Origin of the sequence: Bacillus sp. PPSBB_11 (genome assembly GCF_038023285.1) — a bacterium.
Classification (GTDB): domain Bacteria; phylum Bacillota; class Bacilli; order Bacillales; family Bacillaceae; genus Bacillus; species Bacillus altitudinis.
Genome location: NZ_CP150633.1, coordinates 3373017 through 3387540 on the forward strand (window position 1 = coordinate 3373017; position 14524 = coordinate 3387540).

Genomic DNA, 14524 nt, shown 5'->3' on the forward strand with positions numbered 1-14524 from the left:
ACCTCACTCGAATAATGTTTGAGCGATATTTCTTACCGCTGCTTTTTCCCGGTCATCTTCTAGCTTCTCTACAATTCCTCGTTCAATTGCACGAAGCGGCGGAATATATTGCGCAAGATCACATGTATCTAACAGTGCGCGAATGGATGCGGCTTCTTCACTGACCTGTCCATTGTGTGCTTGGACGATGAGATCTGATGAGAGCTGTACGAATTGATCGATTAACCGCTCATCCTTTAATACGGACTGAGTGTGCAGTACTTCTTTTAAAATGCCACCGCCAATGTAAGGAACTTCAATGACGACAAAACGGTTTTTCAGCGCTTCATTGAGCGGCACTGTCCCCACATATCCCTCATTGATTGCTGCAATCACGCCAAAACCTTCTTCTGCTCTAACGACTTCACCTGTAAATGGGTTTGTCATCATTTTTCTGTAATCAAGCACACCGTTTAAAATAGGCAGTGTTTCTGGTTTTGCCATGTTGATTTCATCAATATATAAAAGGTGTCCTTTTTTCATTGCTTTTGTAACGGGTCCTTCAATGAATTCTATAGAAGCAACTTGTCCATCATTATGGATGGTTTTATAGCCAATAAGACTTTCTGCATCAAGGTCAACTGAGCAGTTTACACTGTGCATCGGCTGTTGAAAGAAAGCGGATAAAGTTTCTGCTAGTTTGGTTTTACCTGAGCCCGTCGGTCCTTTTAACAGAACATTTTTTCCTAGGGCAAGTGCAATCATGGCATCTTGAATAATAGACGTATCTTGTGATTCATAGCCGCCTGTTCCGATAAGCGGACGAAATTCTTCTTCGAGAACTTTTCCTTTTGCTTCGATCATTGCTTGAATTTCTTCTGGGAGTGATGGTTGGTTAAACATATATGATTAATTCCTCTCTTCGATCATTTTCCTCACCAAGTATACTAAAAAAACCTTTATGCACTCAATACATAAAGGTTCGTCTTCTGTTATTTTACCATTTCTTTTGTGATGGCTCCGCAAGCAATGCGTTTCCCTGAGTTGCCAGAAGGGTTGCTTAAGTAATCATCTGCTTCTGCATGGATGATGAAACTTCGCCCGTTTTGATCGATTAATTGATTTGGGCCTCCCTTTAACGTCACATCTGGTACATTCACGACAACATCAATTTGTCCATCTGCCCCTACCTCTAAATTAGGCATATCTCCAGCATGATGCCCTTTTGGGTTGTCGAAGCCATGCTCTCTATGGGTCGGATTAAAATGTGCACCTGCTGTTTCAAAATCTGGCGTTTCACATATTCCTGTTTCATGAATATGAAAGCCGTGAGGACCTGGTGGCAGTCCTTTCGCTTTCACATGCAGATCCAGCCCATTTTCTGAGGACTCTCTTATTTCAATGCTCCCTATTTTTTGCCCGCTTTCGTTTATGAGTGACGTTGTGACTGGTGCTTGTTTAGGTGCGGCAACTTCTCTTGTTTCTTCTGTCGTTTCTTTTTTCGGCGGTGCATGACATGCTGATGCGGTAAAGATCAAACATATCATGATCATCCACACTGACTTTTTCATTTATGACTGCCCCCTTTTGATATCAGTATGGACAATCACAGCAACGGGCAAACAAAAAAAGCCGAAAATCGGCTTTTTTAGAAGAAACGTTTTGCGCCTAGGTAGGCTTTTTTCCAATAAGGATTGCTTAAGTTTGAAATTCCTACTCCGCTGTCACTTGCATGAAGGAAATCTCCTCCACCTAGGTATAGTCCCATATGAGAAGGACCTGCTTTGTACGTTGTGAAATAAACAAAATCTCCAACTTGTGGTGTGCTGACAGGCGTCATCATATTCCAGTATCCTGCTGTACTCAATCTAGATACTGATGAAACCTTATTAATGAGATAGTAAACAAAGCCGCTACAATCAAATCCAGCTGGTGTATTGCCACCCCATCTGTAAGGAATGCCTGTGAGTTTTTTACCTTCTTGAATCATTGTCGTGATTTTTGCATTCATTGGAACGTCAGTTTTATTATTGTTGACCGGTGTTGTTGAACCGTTTGACGTAGAACCATTAGATCCAGTTGAACCGGAAGCTGTTCCGTTGATTTTTAATACTTGTCCAATTCTCAGCACATCACTTTTCAAGCTGTTTGCTGTGCGGATTGATTGAACCTGCACCTTAAACTGATTCGCAATTTTCCATAATGAATCACCTGATTTAACCGTATAAGATGTTGTTTTACTACTTGAAGACTGATTGCTGTTTGAAGGCGTGCTAGGTTGAGCAGGTGCTTTCGGCTGACTTGGTTTTGACGTCACCGTTCCTTTTACCTTCAATACTTGATTTGGATAAATCATATCAGATTTTAGCGAGTTCAATGTTTTAATTTCACCAATCGACATATTTAACGAATTGGCAATTTTCCAAAGTGAATCGCCTAATTTCACTTTATATGTACTAGATGCTGACGACGAACTATTAGAATTCGTTGATTTGTTACTTGAGCTAGAATTAGATGTTGAGTTTGAATTTGTGGACTGGCTGCCGCTCGTTTTCGTCGTTCCAGACACTTTCAGCTTTTGTCCAGGACGAATGAGGTCACTGTTTAAGCTGTTCAAACTTTTCAAACTTGCAACTGACATTTTGTGATTCTTCGCAATCAGCCATAATGAATCCCCAAGCTTGACTGTATAGCTAGATGTTGTTGAAGCACTTGATTTCGTTGCTTTTGAACTTGTTGATGAGCTGGATTTTGAACTTTTTGCACCAGGAATCTTTAAGCTTTGTCCTGCAAAAATCATCGTCGTTTTTAATTGATTAAGAGATTGAAGTTCCGAAATACTTGTGTTGTACTGTTCGGCAATCTTCCAAAGTGAGTCACCGCTTTTCACCTTGATCGTCTGTGCTTCTGCCGGTGCAGCAATAACAGCTGAGCCTGCGATCGCTGAAACTGTGAGGCCGGTTACTACTTTTTTCTTCATAGATAAATCTCCGCCTTTCATGATTTCGTTCCATAAGACTTATGTACTAGTTTTGAGTTTAGCATTTAATGGTTCTGCTTCTCTTGCACTATTTTATCTTTATTTCTATTATATTACTCGACATGAAGACGTTGGGCAATACTAAATAGGTTAGAGCAGCAAACTCAAAATGCTAAAACAAAGCCATATCGTTTCTATCGGCTGTTTGCTGTATTTATAAACAATTTTTAAGGAATTTTTAAGTTGACGTTTAGAAATTTGTCAAAACAAGCACGTTGCTAGTTTCATAGTTCTATTCTACATGACAAATTTTTCTGTATCAAATGACTTTTTACTTAATTGCCTGTTTTTTCTTCTCAATAAAAAAAGCACCCTTCCCAATGAAGAATGCTGTGTTCATGTTTACTTTCTGATTTCTTGATCTTTTACAGTTAACGGATAGAGGACGCCTTCTTTCGCAAACGACATTTTCCCTGTTTCTTCTGATACAACAAGAACAAGGGCATCAGTCATGCCAGAAAGTCCAATGGCTGCCCGGTGTCTTGTGCCTAGAGAAGGGCTGACTTTTTTTGAGGTGAGCGGTAGGACATTTGCAGCGGAAACAAGCGTGTTTTCTTTTACTAAAAGGGCGCCATCATGAAGTGGGTTTCCAGGATAGAAAATGCTTTCTATTAATGATGCGCTAATTTTCGCATGGAGGTTTGTCCCTTTTTGTATATAATCCTCCACCTCATCTCTCCTTTGAATCACAATCAGTGCGCCATGCTTTTGTTTTGATAAGTTCTCAATGGCTAAAGAAAATTGAGCAAAACCTGGTGTGAATTCTTCCATATATGCTTGTAAATAAAACGAGGAAGCCTCTGCATGCATTTCATTAAACTGATCATGCAATGATTCGAGTTCACAAAGAAGGCATTGTTCCGTCTGGTCAAGCGATTCGACGATTTTCCTTGCATCCATCATAATTTGCGTTAAATGAGATTTCATTTCTAACTTAAACATCGCTTCTTCATTTGTGCGATTGATCATCTCACCATGTCCCTCCTTCTTTCGCTTGTGTCATAAAATAACAAATTGTGCACATTCTATTTGCATGGAGGTGAATTCAATATGACCATTCAAAAAGTGATTCAATATGCTTGCAGCATTTTAGGTGTTGTCAGTCTTTCTTTTATTTATGCCCAAATGTTCAAAAAAACGAAGCCCTCAAAGAAAAATAATCCGACGGAGAATTGATTTTTTTACATAGCGTGATATAATTCCTCTCGTTATTTCTGTTCAGAGAGGAACTTATGATGAGAGAAACGAATAGTATTCGAGCAAAGTTGGCACAATTTTTAACCATATTGATTCCGATTTTAATTACACAGGCAGGTCTTTCGCTCATCACATTTTTAGACACGGTGATGTCTGGAAAAGTGAGTGCAGAAGACCTAGCAGGTGTAGCGATCGGTTCGAGCATTTGGACACCTGTTTATACTGGTCTCGCTGGCATTTTAATGGCTGTTACCCCTATTGTGGCTCAGCTGATGGGCGGCGGCCGCAGGGAAGATGTTCCTCGTGCGGTCTTCCAGGCCATTTATTTATCTTTTCTTTTAAGTATCGTGGTGATTGTCATTGGATCGATGTGTGTTCCGTTTATTTTAGGGCGACTTGGGCTTGAACCATCCGTAGAAACCATTGCCCGTCATTTTCTCAGCTTCCTTGCTATTGGAATCATCCCGCTTTTTGGTTATTCAGTCATGAGATCGTTCATTGATGCATTAGGAAAAACACGTGTAACGATGTTCATTACGTTAACCGCACTTCCTATTAATTTTGTTTTAAATTATCTCTTTATTTTTGGAAACTTTGGGTTTCCAAAGCTTGGCGGTGCAGGGGCAGGTCTTGCATCTGCGCTGACGTATTGGGCGATTTTCATCATGAGTATTTGTATTGTCATCAAAGCCGAACCGTTTGCATCCTTTCGGTTGTTTCAGACATTACCTCGCTTCAACGTCGCACGAATGGGTCAAATACTGAAAATCGGTATCCCTATTGGGTTTGCGATCTTTTTTGAAACAAGTATTTTTGCAGCTGTCACGCTCTTAATGGGTCACTTTGATACCGTGACAATCGCCAGTCACCAAGCAGCAATGAACTTTGCTTCTATTTTATATATCCTGCCGCTTAGTATCTCAATGGCTTTAACGATTGTTGTAGGTTTTGAAGCCGGTGCCATGCGGTATAAAGACGCAAAAAGCTACAGCTATATTGGCATTGCAACAGCTGTTTTGTTCTCATTATGTACCGCAGCACTCATCTTGTTATTTAGACCTGAGATCGCTGGTTTATATACAACTGAATCAGCTGTTTTACAAATGACACAGCACTTTTTGATGTATGCGATCTTTTTCCAGCTGTCAGATGCGATCGCTGCACCCATTCAGGGGGCTCTGCGCGGCTATAAAGATGTGAATTACACACTGATTGCTGCGTTTGTCTCTTACTGGGTCATCGGCCTTCCAGCTGGCTACTTGATTGGCACGTATACCTCATTTGGAGCGTTTGGTTATTGGGTTGGGCTGATTACTGGGCTTGCCGCAGGTGCCATCGTCCTATTTGTTCGTCTTAGGTTGATTGAAAGACGTATGCATTCTCATACAACAGGAAAAGGCAGCTGACTTCAGTCAGCTGCCTTTCATTTAGTCATTCCATTGATACGTCCAGAAAATTTCTTCATCAAACCATTTTTGAACGACTGGTTCTTTGTTTTTCAGCTTTTGTTCAAGCTCTCTTAGCATGCCTTCTGTTTGTGTTCTATGCGCTCTTAGTGCATTTAATTTGATATCGGCTACATCCGTAATATCAATCACAATATCGGCATTTCCTAGCACTTCTTCTCGATTTTTCGTAATGGCCATGCAGTATGTGACAGGACGGTCTTCTTTTTTCTTGCGGTATAGAGCACGAATGACCGCTTCACCTGTCGCATCATGATCAGGGTGTACGCCATGACCTGGATAAAACGTGACAATAAGAGTTGGTTTCACTTCATCAATTATGCGTTCCATCACATCCGCTAAATACTCATCATCTTCAAATTCCAACGTTTTATCTCGAAGACCAAGCATTCGCAAGTCTGTGACATCCATTTCTTTACATGCATTGATTAATTCCTGTTTTCTTAATTCAGGAAGTGTCTCACGGTTAGCATAAGTTGGACTTCCCATATTTCTTCCCATTTCTCCAAGTGTCCCGCATGCATACGTCACTGGAATTCCACGTTTTCTGCTTTGCGCGATGAGCCCTGCGACCCCGAAGGATTCATCGTCGGGGTGAGGCAGCATCACAAGTACATGTTCGTTCATCACTGTTCCCCTCTCTCCTACACCTGAAATGGTGTTTCACTAATTTGTAATGAGATCGCTAGTTTTCCGTCTGGCAGGTGTCCTGCTAACAGCAGGCGACCTTGTTCATCAAACACGTAATCGGTTAAACCTTCTGCGTAAATCCAGCCATCTTCTGTTTTCATTCCGACACGGTATGGACCTTGTCCTTTTATTTTTGCCTGTGAATAGACAACTTTTGCGTTGCGGATATACGCCACGACCGTCATATTTTGCTCATTCACATGAGCTGAATAAGAACCAGTTGTCGTTTCAAGATGAACGAAGACTGGCCGATTTAAAAACGATTCAAGATGTGCTGTGACATCTTCCGTTTGAATTGGTTTCATGAGTGGTTCCTTCCTTCATTTTGAATTAGTTCTCGCAGCTTTTTCGTATGTAAGCTGATCAGCTGTAGTTGATGACCCTGTTCAATCGTGCTTTCTAAAATTCTTTCCACAGCGAGTACATACTTTTGATGTAATGACTTTCTTGCGCGAGGATGGGTGCGTGCATCAAGCAAATCATCTCGTATCGCCTCGTGTAATGAAGTCATATCCACTACATCAAGCTGCCGATTTTTCCATAAAGATTGATAAGCGTGTGCAAGCTCATCGACTGATGACATGTGATCACCTCTACAGTTTTGGTAACAACTTATTATGACATGATCCGCCTGCAAAAAAAAGCAAACTGCTTCGTCTCTTTAATGAGAATTCGCTGTTTTTTTCATTCGGAGTTGAGAGGTTGTAAATAGTAAAATCGCCACCCAAATACAGAGGAATGTCACGATTTTTGCTGCAGATAAGTGTTCGTGATACACAAATAGCCCCAAAAAGAGTGTAATAGTTGGTGCAATATACTGCAAAATACCAACTTGGTATAAAGGAATTCTTTTGGCTCCTTCAGAAAATAAAAGAAGCGGTACAGCTGTAAAGACACCTGCAAAAAATAATAGCCCAAGAGAGCCGAAGCTGCTCGGATTCATCGTGACAACAGGTTCTTTTAAGAAGAAAAATAAGTAAACAAGCGCAGCTGGTGCAAGAAGCAGTGTTTCAATGGTTAATCCAATGGCACTCGTAAAACTCATTCTTTTTTTAATCAGTCCATAAAACCCAAAACTAAAAGCCAATACGAAAGCCACGACAGGAAATGAGCCGTACTGAACAGTTGAGATGATGACACCAGCTGCAGCAATGAGAATGGCGGTGGTTTGCATTTTATTCAGTCGTTCTTTTAAGAAAATGATGCCTAGTAAAACTGATACAAGCGGATTAATATAATACCCTAAACTCGCTTCCAGCATCAGATCGTGATTTACAGCCCAAATGTATACATACCAGTTGACCGAAATTAAAATAGCCGATAAAAGTAATGAAAAAAGTGCTTTTCCATCTATCATCAGACCTTTCACAGTCTGCATCGCTGGACGGACTTGCTTTAAATATAAAAGAATACCGCACATAAAAACAAAGGACCATACGATTCTGTGCGCTAAAATTTCGCCTGACGAAATATGCTCCATCAGCTTCCAATATAATGGGAACAACCCCCATAATGTAAAAGATGCAGCCGTATATAAGACACCTTTTGATTGTTGTTCGTTCAATCTAACCATTCCTTTCTAAACCTATCGTATATTATAGCACGCACATCACATTATGGGCATATACTAATTCAGGGCATTTAGAAAGGATGATTTGCATGTTTGACTGGAACCGATTATTCCCTTTTCAAAAGCAATTTTCAAAAGAAGCGTTAAAAAATTCAGATCCTAAAGACGTTGAGCAATATGTCAATCAAGTCATGGAAAGTGTTTTCGGCTCCAATTATTCTGCTCAATTCCCCTTTCAGGATCCGCTGTCTCAGAAGCAGAAAGAAAGAGAGACAGACGATAAAAAAAAGAAAGAGCCGAATGTTGAAGTATTTGAGACGACAGATCACGTGTTTGTCAAAATAGAGCTCGATCGTCCGAACACGGAAAAAGTAAAAATCAAACATACAGCCAATCTGCTGTTTATTGATCATTTTCCTGAAGAGAATAAACAAAAGAAGGTTGTCCTGCCTGCTGCTGTGAAAAGAAAAGGAACGAAGGCTTCGTATCAAGATGGTATTTTAGAAATTATGTTTTTAAAGCATGATGATCCAGGCATTTCTGAAATTGATATTCCATTATAAAAAGCCTGCTTTGAAATGGAAGCAGGCTTACTCTTTTTTCTTAATAATATGGTGGATATCCGCCGCCATAAGGTGGTGGAACAGGCGGTGGTGGTGGCGGGTAATATGGACGAGGATAATTAAAAATCGCACTTCCTAGAAATCCGCCAAGCAGTCCGCCGACTAAAGGAGCGCCAAAACCAAAAAACAAAGGGACTCTAGATTCATATGGCGGAATGCCAGGGGCACCGCCTCGAAAATACGGAGTATGAGGGTACATGCTTTTCTCCTCCTTTGTCATGTGCCTAACATCAGCATATTCATTAGAAGACAAAACGTTTGGGCAAACCTAAAACTAAGCTTGCTCCTTTTTTTCATGAGATCCAGCATACTCCCCTGCCCAGCGCGATACTTCTCCGAACACACCATGTAATGCACTCCCTTTTTCGGTTAGACAATAGATGACTTTGACTGGCGTTTCAGGAAGTACAGTGCGCTTTATGATTCCTTCTTGCTCAAGCTCTTTTAAGCGTTCTGCGAGCATTTTTTGACTGATGGATGGAATAATGTCCGTCAGGTCTTTAAACCGCTTCGGACCATCAAGCAATACATGAATGATGAGACCATTCCACCTTTTGCCAAGAAGCAAAAAAGCTTGCTGAATGTTTGGACATAATTGAAATTCCATATATTTCAGCCTTTCTTTTCATAATCGTTTGACAAACTAACGGTGTACAATTTAAAATATATCTCTAGTTACAATAAGTAAGTTTCTCACTTTTTTATTTATTGTACCATACTATTTGCAAAAACGGGAGGAAATATCCATATGGCGAGCGATCAAAAAACGATTGACATTTTAAAAGAAAGAGCTTCAGTAAAAGAGTATGATACAACTCATGAAATGACAAAAGAAGAGTTAAAAGAGCTTCTTGATATCACAACAAAAGCACCATCTGCTTGGAACCTTCAGCATTGGCATTTCACTGTTTTCCATAGTGCTGAATCAAAAGCAAAACTTCTTCCAATTGCTTACAATCAAAAACAAGTCTCTCAAGCATCAGCTGTGATTGCAGTGCTTGGTGACCTTGAAGCCAATCTAAAGGGTGAAAAAATCTACAGTGAGCTAGCAGAACAAGGCTTCATCACAGAAGATATTAAAGAAACATTGATGACGCAAATTAATGGTGCTTATCAAAGCGAGCAATATGCACGTGAAGCTGCGTATTCTAACGCTTCGTTAGCTGCTATGCAATTAATGATTGCGGCGAAAGCAATGGGATATGATACATGCGCAATGGGCGGTTTCAGCAAAGAAGCGTACGTGAAAGAATTCAATGTGAGCGGTCGATACGAACCAGTGATGTTGATTTCTGTCGGCAAAGCAGCAAAAGAAGCTCATAAAAGCAATCGTTTTGACATCGAAGAAGTATCTGATTTCCTATAAAAAACGGCACAGTCTCAGCTTCATGCTGGGGCTTTTTTATTTGCTCTAAATATTATTTTTCCATACTTATTTTCAAGTCTTCCTTTCTCATTCTTCTCTATTTACCTCTTTTTAAAAATGAAAGCGTTATATTAGTATGATATTCATAAAAATGATTGTTTTTTCTGAAAATGGTCTTGTGATCTAATCTGACAACTGCTATTATTATGAAATTACAAAATATTAGAGGAGGAAAACATGAACAAAAAACTGATACTGGCGCTACTCATCGCGATTCCATTCATTGGACAGCTTGCACTGCTCCCCTTTGTGAATCGTATTCATCCATTTGTCATCGGGCTGCCCTTTTTCCACTTCTGGCTCTTACTATGGATTGTACTCACACCCGTTTGCACATTTATCATTTACAGGATGCAACATTCAAATGGAGGAACTGACGAATGCAAGGAAACTTAACAGCTTTATTGATAACTGCAAGTATCATTTTCATCGTCGTGGTCATCGGTTTTGCCGCTGGTCGTGATAAATCATCAAGACAATCAGTAGAAGAATGGTCTGTTGGCGGGAGAAAATTTGGCGGGCTTCTCGTCTGGTTCCTTGTTGGCGCAGACTTATATACTGCTTATACCTTTTTAGGGCTCACAAGTACAGCTTATACAGCGGGAAGTGTTGCTTTTTTCGCTATCCCCTATTCAGTTCTTGCTTATTTTATTGCGTATTTCTTCTTACCAAAACTTTGGACGGTTGCAAAAAATCACAAGCTGACAACACTTGCTGATTATGCACGTGAGCGATTTGACAGTAAACTGTTATCCAGTTTGATTGCCATTGTTGGTGTACTCATGCTCATTCCATACATTTGTCTTCAGCTCAGCGGGATTCAAGATACGTTAACTGTCGCTGGAACGAGTTATATTAATGTGAATGCAGTTGTTATAATTTCATTTATTTTAGTTGCACTTTATACATTTTTCAGTGGTATTAAAGGTCCTACATATACAGCCATTATTAAAGATATTCTTGTTTGGGTGATCATGCTCTTTATGGTCGTTTCCCTCCCGATTATTCATTTTAACGGCTGGACACCAATGATGAATACGTTAGCTAAGGAAGCCCCACAGCTTCTGACGATTCCTGAAGGCGGGCCTAAAGGCATTTTGTGGTTTATTACCGCATCAGGTGTTTCTGCACTCGCATTATTTATGTGGGCACATGCAGCAACTGGTGTTTTCACAGCCAAAAGCGCAGATGCCATCCGTAAAAACAGTATGTTTTTACCTCTTTACAACATTGTATTGATTTTGGTCATCTTCCTTGGCTTCATTGCCTTTTTAGTCTTACCGGAAGATACAAATCCAAGATTTGCTCTTCTTCATTTAATTCAGACGTCATATGGCGGCGTGATGCAGGGGCTTGCGTATTCAACGATTGCACTTGCTTCTCTCATTCCATGTTCGATCATGGCCATTGGGGCGTCGAATTTATTTGCCAATAATTTGTACCGTGATTTAATCCATCCAACTGTGTCACCTAAACGGTTAACGATCATTACACGTTCGATGGTATTTATCGTGATCGGGCTTGCTCTTTTATTCGGTATGCTGTTCCCGACTGCGCTTGTCACGCTTCAGCTGATCGGTGTTTCAGGAATGGTTCAAATTTTCCCAGCCATTGCCATCAGCTTGTTCTGGAAAAAACAATCGAGAGAAGCAACGATTGCGGGTTTAGTTGTTGGCATCATCGTCACCTTTACAGCCAATATCTCACAAGTCACGTTTGGTCTTTATGAAGGATTTCTTGGTTTACTAGCAAACGTTGTGGTCATCCTGATTTTGAATCCATTCTTCCAAAAGAATGTCACATCTAATGCTGTGACAAGTGATTTGTTTGAAAAGAATGGGAAAACAACGGAACCTGTGGCTAACAAAGCGTAATACAAGAAAAAAAGCAGTCCCCTGATGAGGACTGCTTTTTCTATTTCATTTCTTTTTTCAACACTTCAATGGCTTTTTTCATTTGCGTGTCATTTTTCTTGAGCTTATCTTGTATGTTTGTCATCAGTACCGTCGTTGTATCCCCTGTCAGAATACCATCAGCCTTTAGATCGTGATCTGATTGGAAACTTTTCACGATCGACTGGAATGCTTGATCGTATTCTCCATTGGCTTTTGCTTTGTAGCCAAGCGCTTGGAACATTTTTTGAGCCGCTTTGACTTCATCTCCATCATCATTCAGTTGATACGTCTTTTTCGGACTTAAGTATGGCAGCTTCGCATAGCTCGGCAGAGATGCTTTCACCTGTGGCTCAATTCCTTTTTTGTGAATCCAAGACCCGTCTGGTGTCAGCCACTTGGCAATGGTTAATTTCACACTAGAACCATCATTGTAGCTTTGCGCATTCTGAACAGTCCCTTTACCAAATGTCTTTTCTCCAACCAGTTGAATGCTAGAGGATTGGTGCAGAGCTGCCGCCATGATTTCAGCAGCACTCGCTGAACCGCCGTTTACAAGAACAACTGTCGGCTGATGAACTTTGCGTTCTTTTTCCGCTTTGTACACTTGTTTCTTTCCTTTTTCCTCAACCTGCATAATGACTTTTCCTTTATCGATAAAGTCATTGCTCATTTCAATTGCTTCTGTCATAATGCCGCCTGGATTATCTCTCAGATCAATGACAAAACCTTTTGCCCCTTTTTTCTCGAGGTCATCAATCGCTTTATCTAACTCTTTAGACGTGGTTTCAGCAAAAGACGTGATTTGGATTTCGCCTATTTTATCTTTTGTTAGTTTTGCATACACCGTTTCAAGTGGAATCGTATCTCTTGTGATCGTGACATCTACATTCCCAACACCTTGTCGGTTCAAATGCAGTTTGACATCCGTTCCTTTTTTCCCTCTGATAAGAGAAACGGCTTTATTCACTGACATACCTTTTGTACTTTTACTATCCACTTTTAAAATACGATCATGAGGTTTCAAACCAGCTTTTTCAGCAGGAGAGCCTTTAATCGGTGCGACAATTAAAATTTGTCCATCCTTCTCTTCTACTTGTGCACCAATTCCTTCAAATGAAGATGAAATCGTGTTGTTAAATCCTTCGGCTTCCTCCTGATCCATATATGTAGAGTATGGATCATCAAGTGATGCAATCATTCCTTGAATCGCACCGTCTACTAGTTTTTGATCATCCGTTTTTTCGTAATACTCGTTTTTTACCTTCGTATATGCAGCCATGAGTTTACTAAACTTCTCATCTCCTGAAACGCTGACAGCACCTTGTTTTGTGATCACAAATGTAATCGCTGAGGAAAGCGCTGCTGTCACCAGAATGGCTATCACGAACTTGAATTGTTTTTTCAAAAAAACACCACCTTTATCTCCTTTCATTATTATCAAGGACGATTCTTCATCCGTCAACCAAAGGATCAAACTTCTATTTGAAAAGATAAGCCATTTCGCCTTGCAATGCATAATCTTTAGAGAGAAACATGATAAAGAAAGAAGGGATTCCATGAGTGACTATGTAGAAATGCTTGCCTATTTTGGTGTATCAGGTGCCCATCCTGGCGGAATTGAGCTAACAAAAACGATGATTGAGCATCTTCACTTGGCGTCTGACGATCGTATACTGGATGTTGGATGCGGCACAGGACAAACAGCCGCCTATCTAGGACATTTAGGTTATGAAGTAGAGGCGATTGATACACACCCTTTGATGATTGAAAAAGCCAATCTGCGATTCGAGCGGGAACAACTACCTTTCCGTGCACAGCAAGCATCGATCGAACACCTGCCATTTTCAGATGACTCGTTCTCTCTACTGATCAGTGAATCTGTTTTAAGTTTCACCCATTTACCTGCTGCGCTTGCTGAGATCAAACGGGTGCTTGCTCCTGGAAAGCAATTGATCGCAAATGAGGCTGTGTTAAAAGTGCCGCTCCCCTCAAAAGAACAGGCAACCATTCGGGAGTTTTATGGGTTTCACTCCCTCTTTTCATTTCCTGAATGGAAAAAACAGTTAGCGTCCGCAGGATTCCGTGACATTCAGATTCTCTCATTTGATGAACACATGGTGCAGGAAGAGCCGACCGAAATGGAATTATCAGATCAAATACCATCTTCTCTTTATGATACATTACAGACACACTATGACCTGATTCAAACACACCGAGAACATCTGAGTCACCTTGTATTTGAATGTACAGTATAAAATGAGCGAATCTCCTATATGTTTTGTCCAAACTCTATGAAGTCTTTCGCATAGGATAAGAGTGAAAAGAGTTTGTCATAAGGAGGAAAAACATGGAGCGCTACTATAAACTTTGTCAGCAGCATATGGGGAAAGTAGCTAGAATTACTGATCGAAATGGCAGAGTACATGTTGGACGTATTGAGCGGGTGTCAAACCGCAAAGTTTATATCCGGCCAGTCGGCGGGTCCCGCGGGGGCTTTGGTTATGGATATTACGGAGGTTATTATGGCTGGGGTGCAGCTTATGGCATCGGTCTCGGTTTTATTACCGGCTTCGCTTTAGCAGGTTTGTTCTTTTTTTAAAACGGCGTATAAAAGAAGGCCTCCCAGCTTCGGGAGGCC

At 40.6% G+C, this 14524-nt stretch carries 19 protein-coding genes; 8 read left to right on the plus strand and 11 right to left on the minus strand.

All coding sequences use genetic code 11. From position 1 onward, the window contains the following. Positions 1-3: 3 nt before the first annotated feature. The 4 genes from V7L95_RS16395 to cdaS form a co-directional block, all read right to left on the minus strand. On the minus strand, positions 4-882 hold the full coding sequence (locus V7L95_RS16395; protein ID WP_017367449.1) for a MoxR family ATPase: 879 nt from the start codon (positions 880-882) through the stop codon (positions 4-6). 89 nt (positions 883-971) lie between these two features. Beyond that, positions 972-1550 (minus strand): superoxide dismutase family protein, encoded by a 579-nt coding sequence (locus V7L95_RS16400; RefSeq protein WP_007500730.1) that lies wholly within the window; start codon positions 1548-1550, stop codon positions 972-974. Between the two features lie 77 nt (positions 1551-1627). Further along, positions 1628-2959, minus strand: a complete 1332-nt coding sequence (locus V7L95_RS16405) for a peptidoglycan endopeptidase (protein WP_035392632.1) — start codon at positions 2957-2959, stop codon at positions 1628-1630. A gap of 402 nt (positions 2960-3361) precedes the next feature. Beyond that, positions 3362-3988 carry a sporulation-specific diadenylate cyclase CdaS gene (gene cdaS / locus V7L95_RS16410; RefSeq protein ID WP_007500734.1) on the minus strand — a complete coding sequence of 209 codons (627 nt, stop codon included), beginning with the start codon at positions 3986-3988 and terminating at the stop codon, positions 3362-3364. A gap of 81 nt (positions 3989-4069) precedes the next feature. On the opposite strand from cdaS, the gene V7L95_RS16415 reads away from it, so the two are divergent. Together V7L95_RS16415 and V7L95_RS16420 are read left to right on the plus strand one after the other, a co-directional pair. After that, entirely contained in the window at positions 4070-4195 is a 126-nt protein-coding gene (locus V7L95_RS16415) for a hypothetical protein (RefSeq protein ID WP_003215647.1), read from the plus strand. 59 nt (positions 4196-4254) lie between these two features. Beyond that, positions 4255-5622, plus strand: a complete 1368-nt coding sequence (locus V7L95_RS16420) for an MATE family efflux transporter (protein WP_048003184.1) — start codon at positions 4255-4257, stop codon at positions 5620-5622. Positions 5623-5643: 21 nt separating this feature from the next. On the opposite strand, the gene bshB2 is transcribed toward V7L95_RS16420, so the two are convergent. The 4 genes from bshB2 to rarD all read right to left on the minus strand — a co-directional run bounded on the left by bshB2 (position 5644) and on the right by rarD (position 7936). Further along, positions 5644-6309, minus strand: coding sequence for a bacillithiol biosynthesis deacetylase BshB2 (gene bshB2, locus V7L95_RS16425; protein ID WP_007500738.1), 666 nt, complete (start codon positions 6307-6309; stop codon positions 5644-5646). 17 nt (positions 6310-6326) lie between these two features. Then, positions 6327-6677, minus strand: a complete 351-nt coding sequence (locus V7L95_RS16430) for a YojF family protein (RefSeq protein ID WP_008346474.1) — start codon at positions 6675-6677, stop codon at positions 6327-6329. After that, positions 6674-6955, minus strand: a complete 282-nt coding sequence (locus V7L95_RS16435) for a hypothetical protein (protein WP_008346472.1) — start codon at positions 6953-6955, stop codon at positions 6674-6676. The genes V7L95_RS16430 and V7L95_RS16435 overlap by 4 nt, the downstream gene beginning before the upstream one ends. Positions 6956-7033: 78 nt before the next feature. Beyond that, positions 7034-7936: an EamA family transporter RarD gene (rarD, locus tag V7L95_RS16440; protein ID WP_024718571.1), complete on the minus strand. Its 903-nt coding sequence runs from the start codon at positions 7934-7936 to the stop codon at positions 7034-7036. Between the two features lie 95 nt (positions 7937-8031). Here rarD and V7L95_RS16445 point away from each other — a divergent pair, with 95 nt between their 5' ends. Further along, positions 8032-8505: a germination protein GerT gene (locus V7L95_RS16445; protein ID WP_008346468.1), complete on the plus strand. Its 474-nt coding sequence runs from the start codon at positions 8032-8034 to the stop codon at positions 8503-8505. A 40-nt stretch (positions 8506-8545) separates the two neighbouring features. On the opposite strand, the gene V7L95_RS16450 is transcribed toward V7L95_RS16445, so the two are convergent. Further along, positions 8546-8764, minus strand: coding sequence for a hypothetical protein (locus V7L95_RS16450; RefSeq protein ID WP_003215921.1), 219 nt, complete (start codon positions 8762-8764; stop codon positions 8546-8548). A gap of 75 nt (positions 8765-8839) precedes the next feature. Next, positions 8840-9172 carry a winged helix-turn-helix transcriptional regulator gene (locus V7L95_RS16455; RefSeq protein ID WP_017359678.1) on the minus strand — a complete coding sequence of 111 codons (333 nt, stop codon included), beginning with the start codon at positions 9170-9172 and terminating at the stop codon, positions 8840-8842. A 141-nt stretch (positions 9173-9313) separates the two neighbouring features. On the opposite strand from V7L95_RS16455, the gene V7L95_RS16460 reads away from it, so the two are divergent. The 3 genes from V7L95_RS16460 to V7L95_RS16470 all read left to right on the plus strand — a co-directional run bounded on the left by V7L95_RS16460 (position 9314) and on the right by V7L95_RS16470 (position 11865). Further along, entirely contained in the window at positions 9314-9931 is a 618-nt protein-coding gene (locus tag V7L95_RS16460) for a nitroreductase family protein (RefSeq protein WP_008346464.1), read from the plus strand. A gap of 237 nt (positions 9932-10168) precedes the next feature. Further along, entirely contained in the window at positions 10169-10387 is a 219-nt protein-coding gene (locus tag V7L95_RS16465; protein WP_017359680.1) for a DUF3311 domain-containing protein, read from the plus strand. Continuing rightward, positions 10372-11865: a sodium:solute symporter gene (locus V7L95_RS16470; RefSeq protein WP_007500747.1), complete on the plus strand. Its 1494-nt coding sequence runs from the start codon at positions 10372-10374 to the stop codon at positions 11863-11865. The genes V7L95_RS16465 and V7L95_RS16470 overlap by 16 nt, the downstream gene beginning before the upstream one ends. A 40-nt stretch (positions 11866-11905) precedes the next feature. On the opposite strand, the gene V7L95_RS16475 is transcribed toward V7L95_RS16470, so the two are convergent. Continuing rightward, positions 11906-13291, minus strand: a complete 1386-nt coding sequence (locus V7L95_RS16475; RefSeq protein ID WP_008346456.1) for a S41 family peptidase — start codon at positions 13289-13291, stop codon at positions 11906-11908. 151 nt (positions 13292-13442) lie between these two features. Here V7L95_RS16475 and V7L95_RS16480 point away from each other — a divergent pair, with 151 nt between their 5' ends. Both V7L95_RS16480 and V7L95_RS16485 read left to right on the plus strand, forming a co-directional pair. Further along, positions 13443-14141: a class I SAM-dependent methyltransferase gene (locus V7L95_RS16480; protein WP_008346454.1), complete on the plus strand. Its 699-nt coding sequence runs from the start codon at positions 13443-13445 to the stop codon at positions 14139-14141. A 92-nt stretch (positions 14142-14233) separates the two neighbouring features. Beyond that, positions 14234-14485, plus strand: coding sequence for a hypothetical protein (locus tag V7L95_RS16485; RefSeq protein WP_008346452.1), 252 nt, complete (start codon positions 14234-14236; stop codon positions 14483-14485). The last annotated feature ends 39 nt before the right edge of the window (positions 14486-14524 follow it).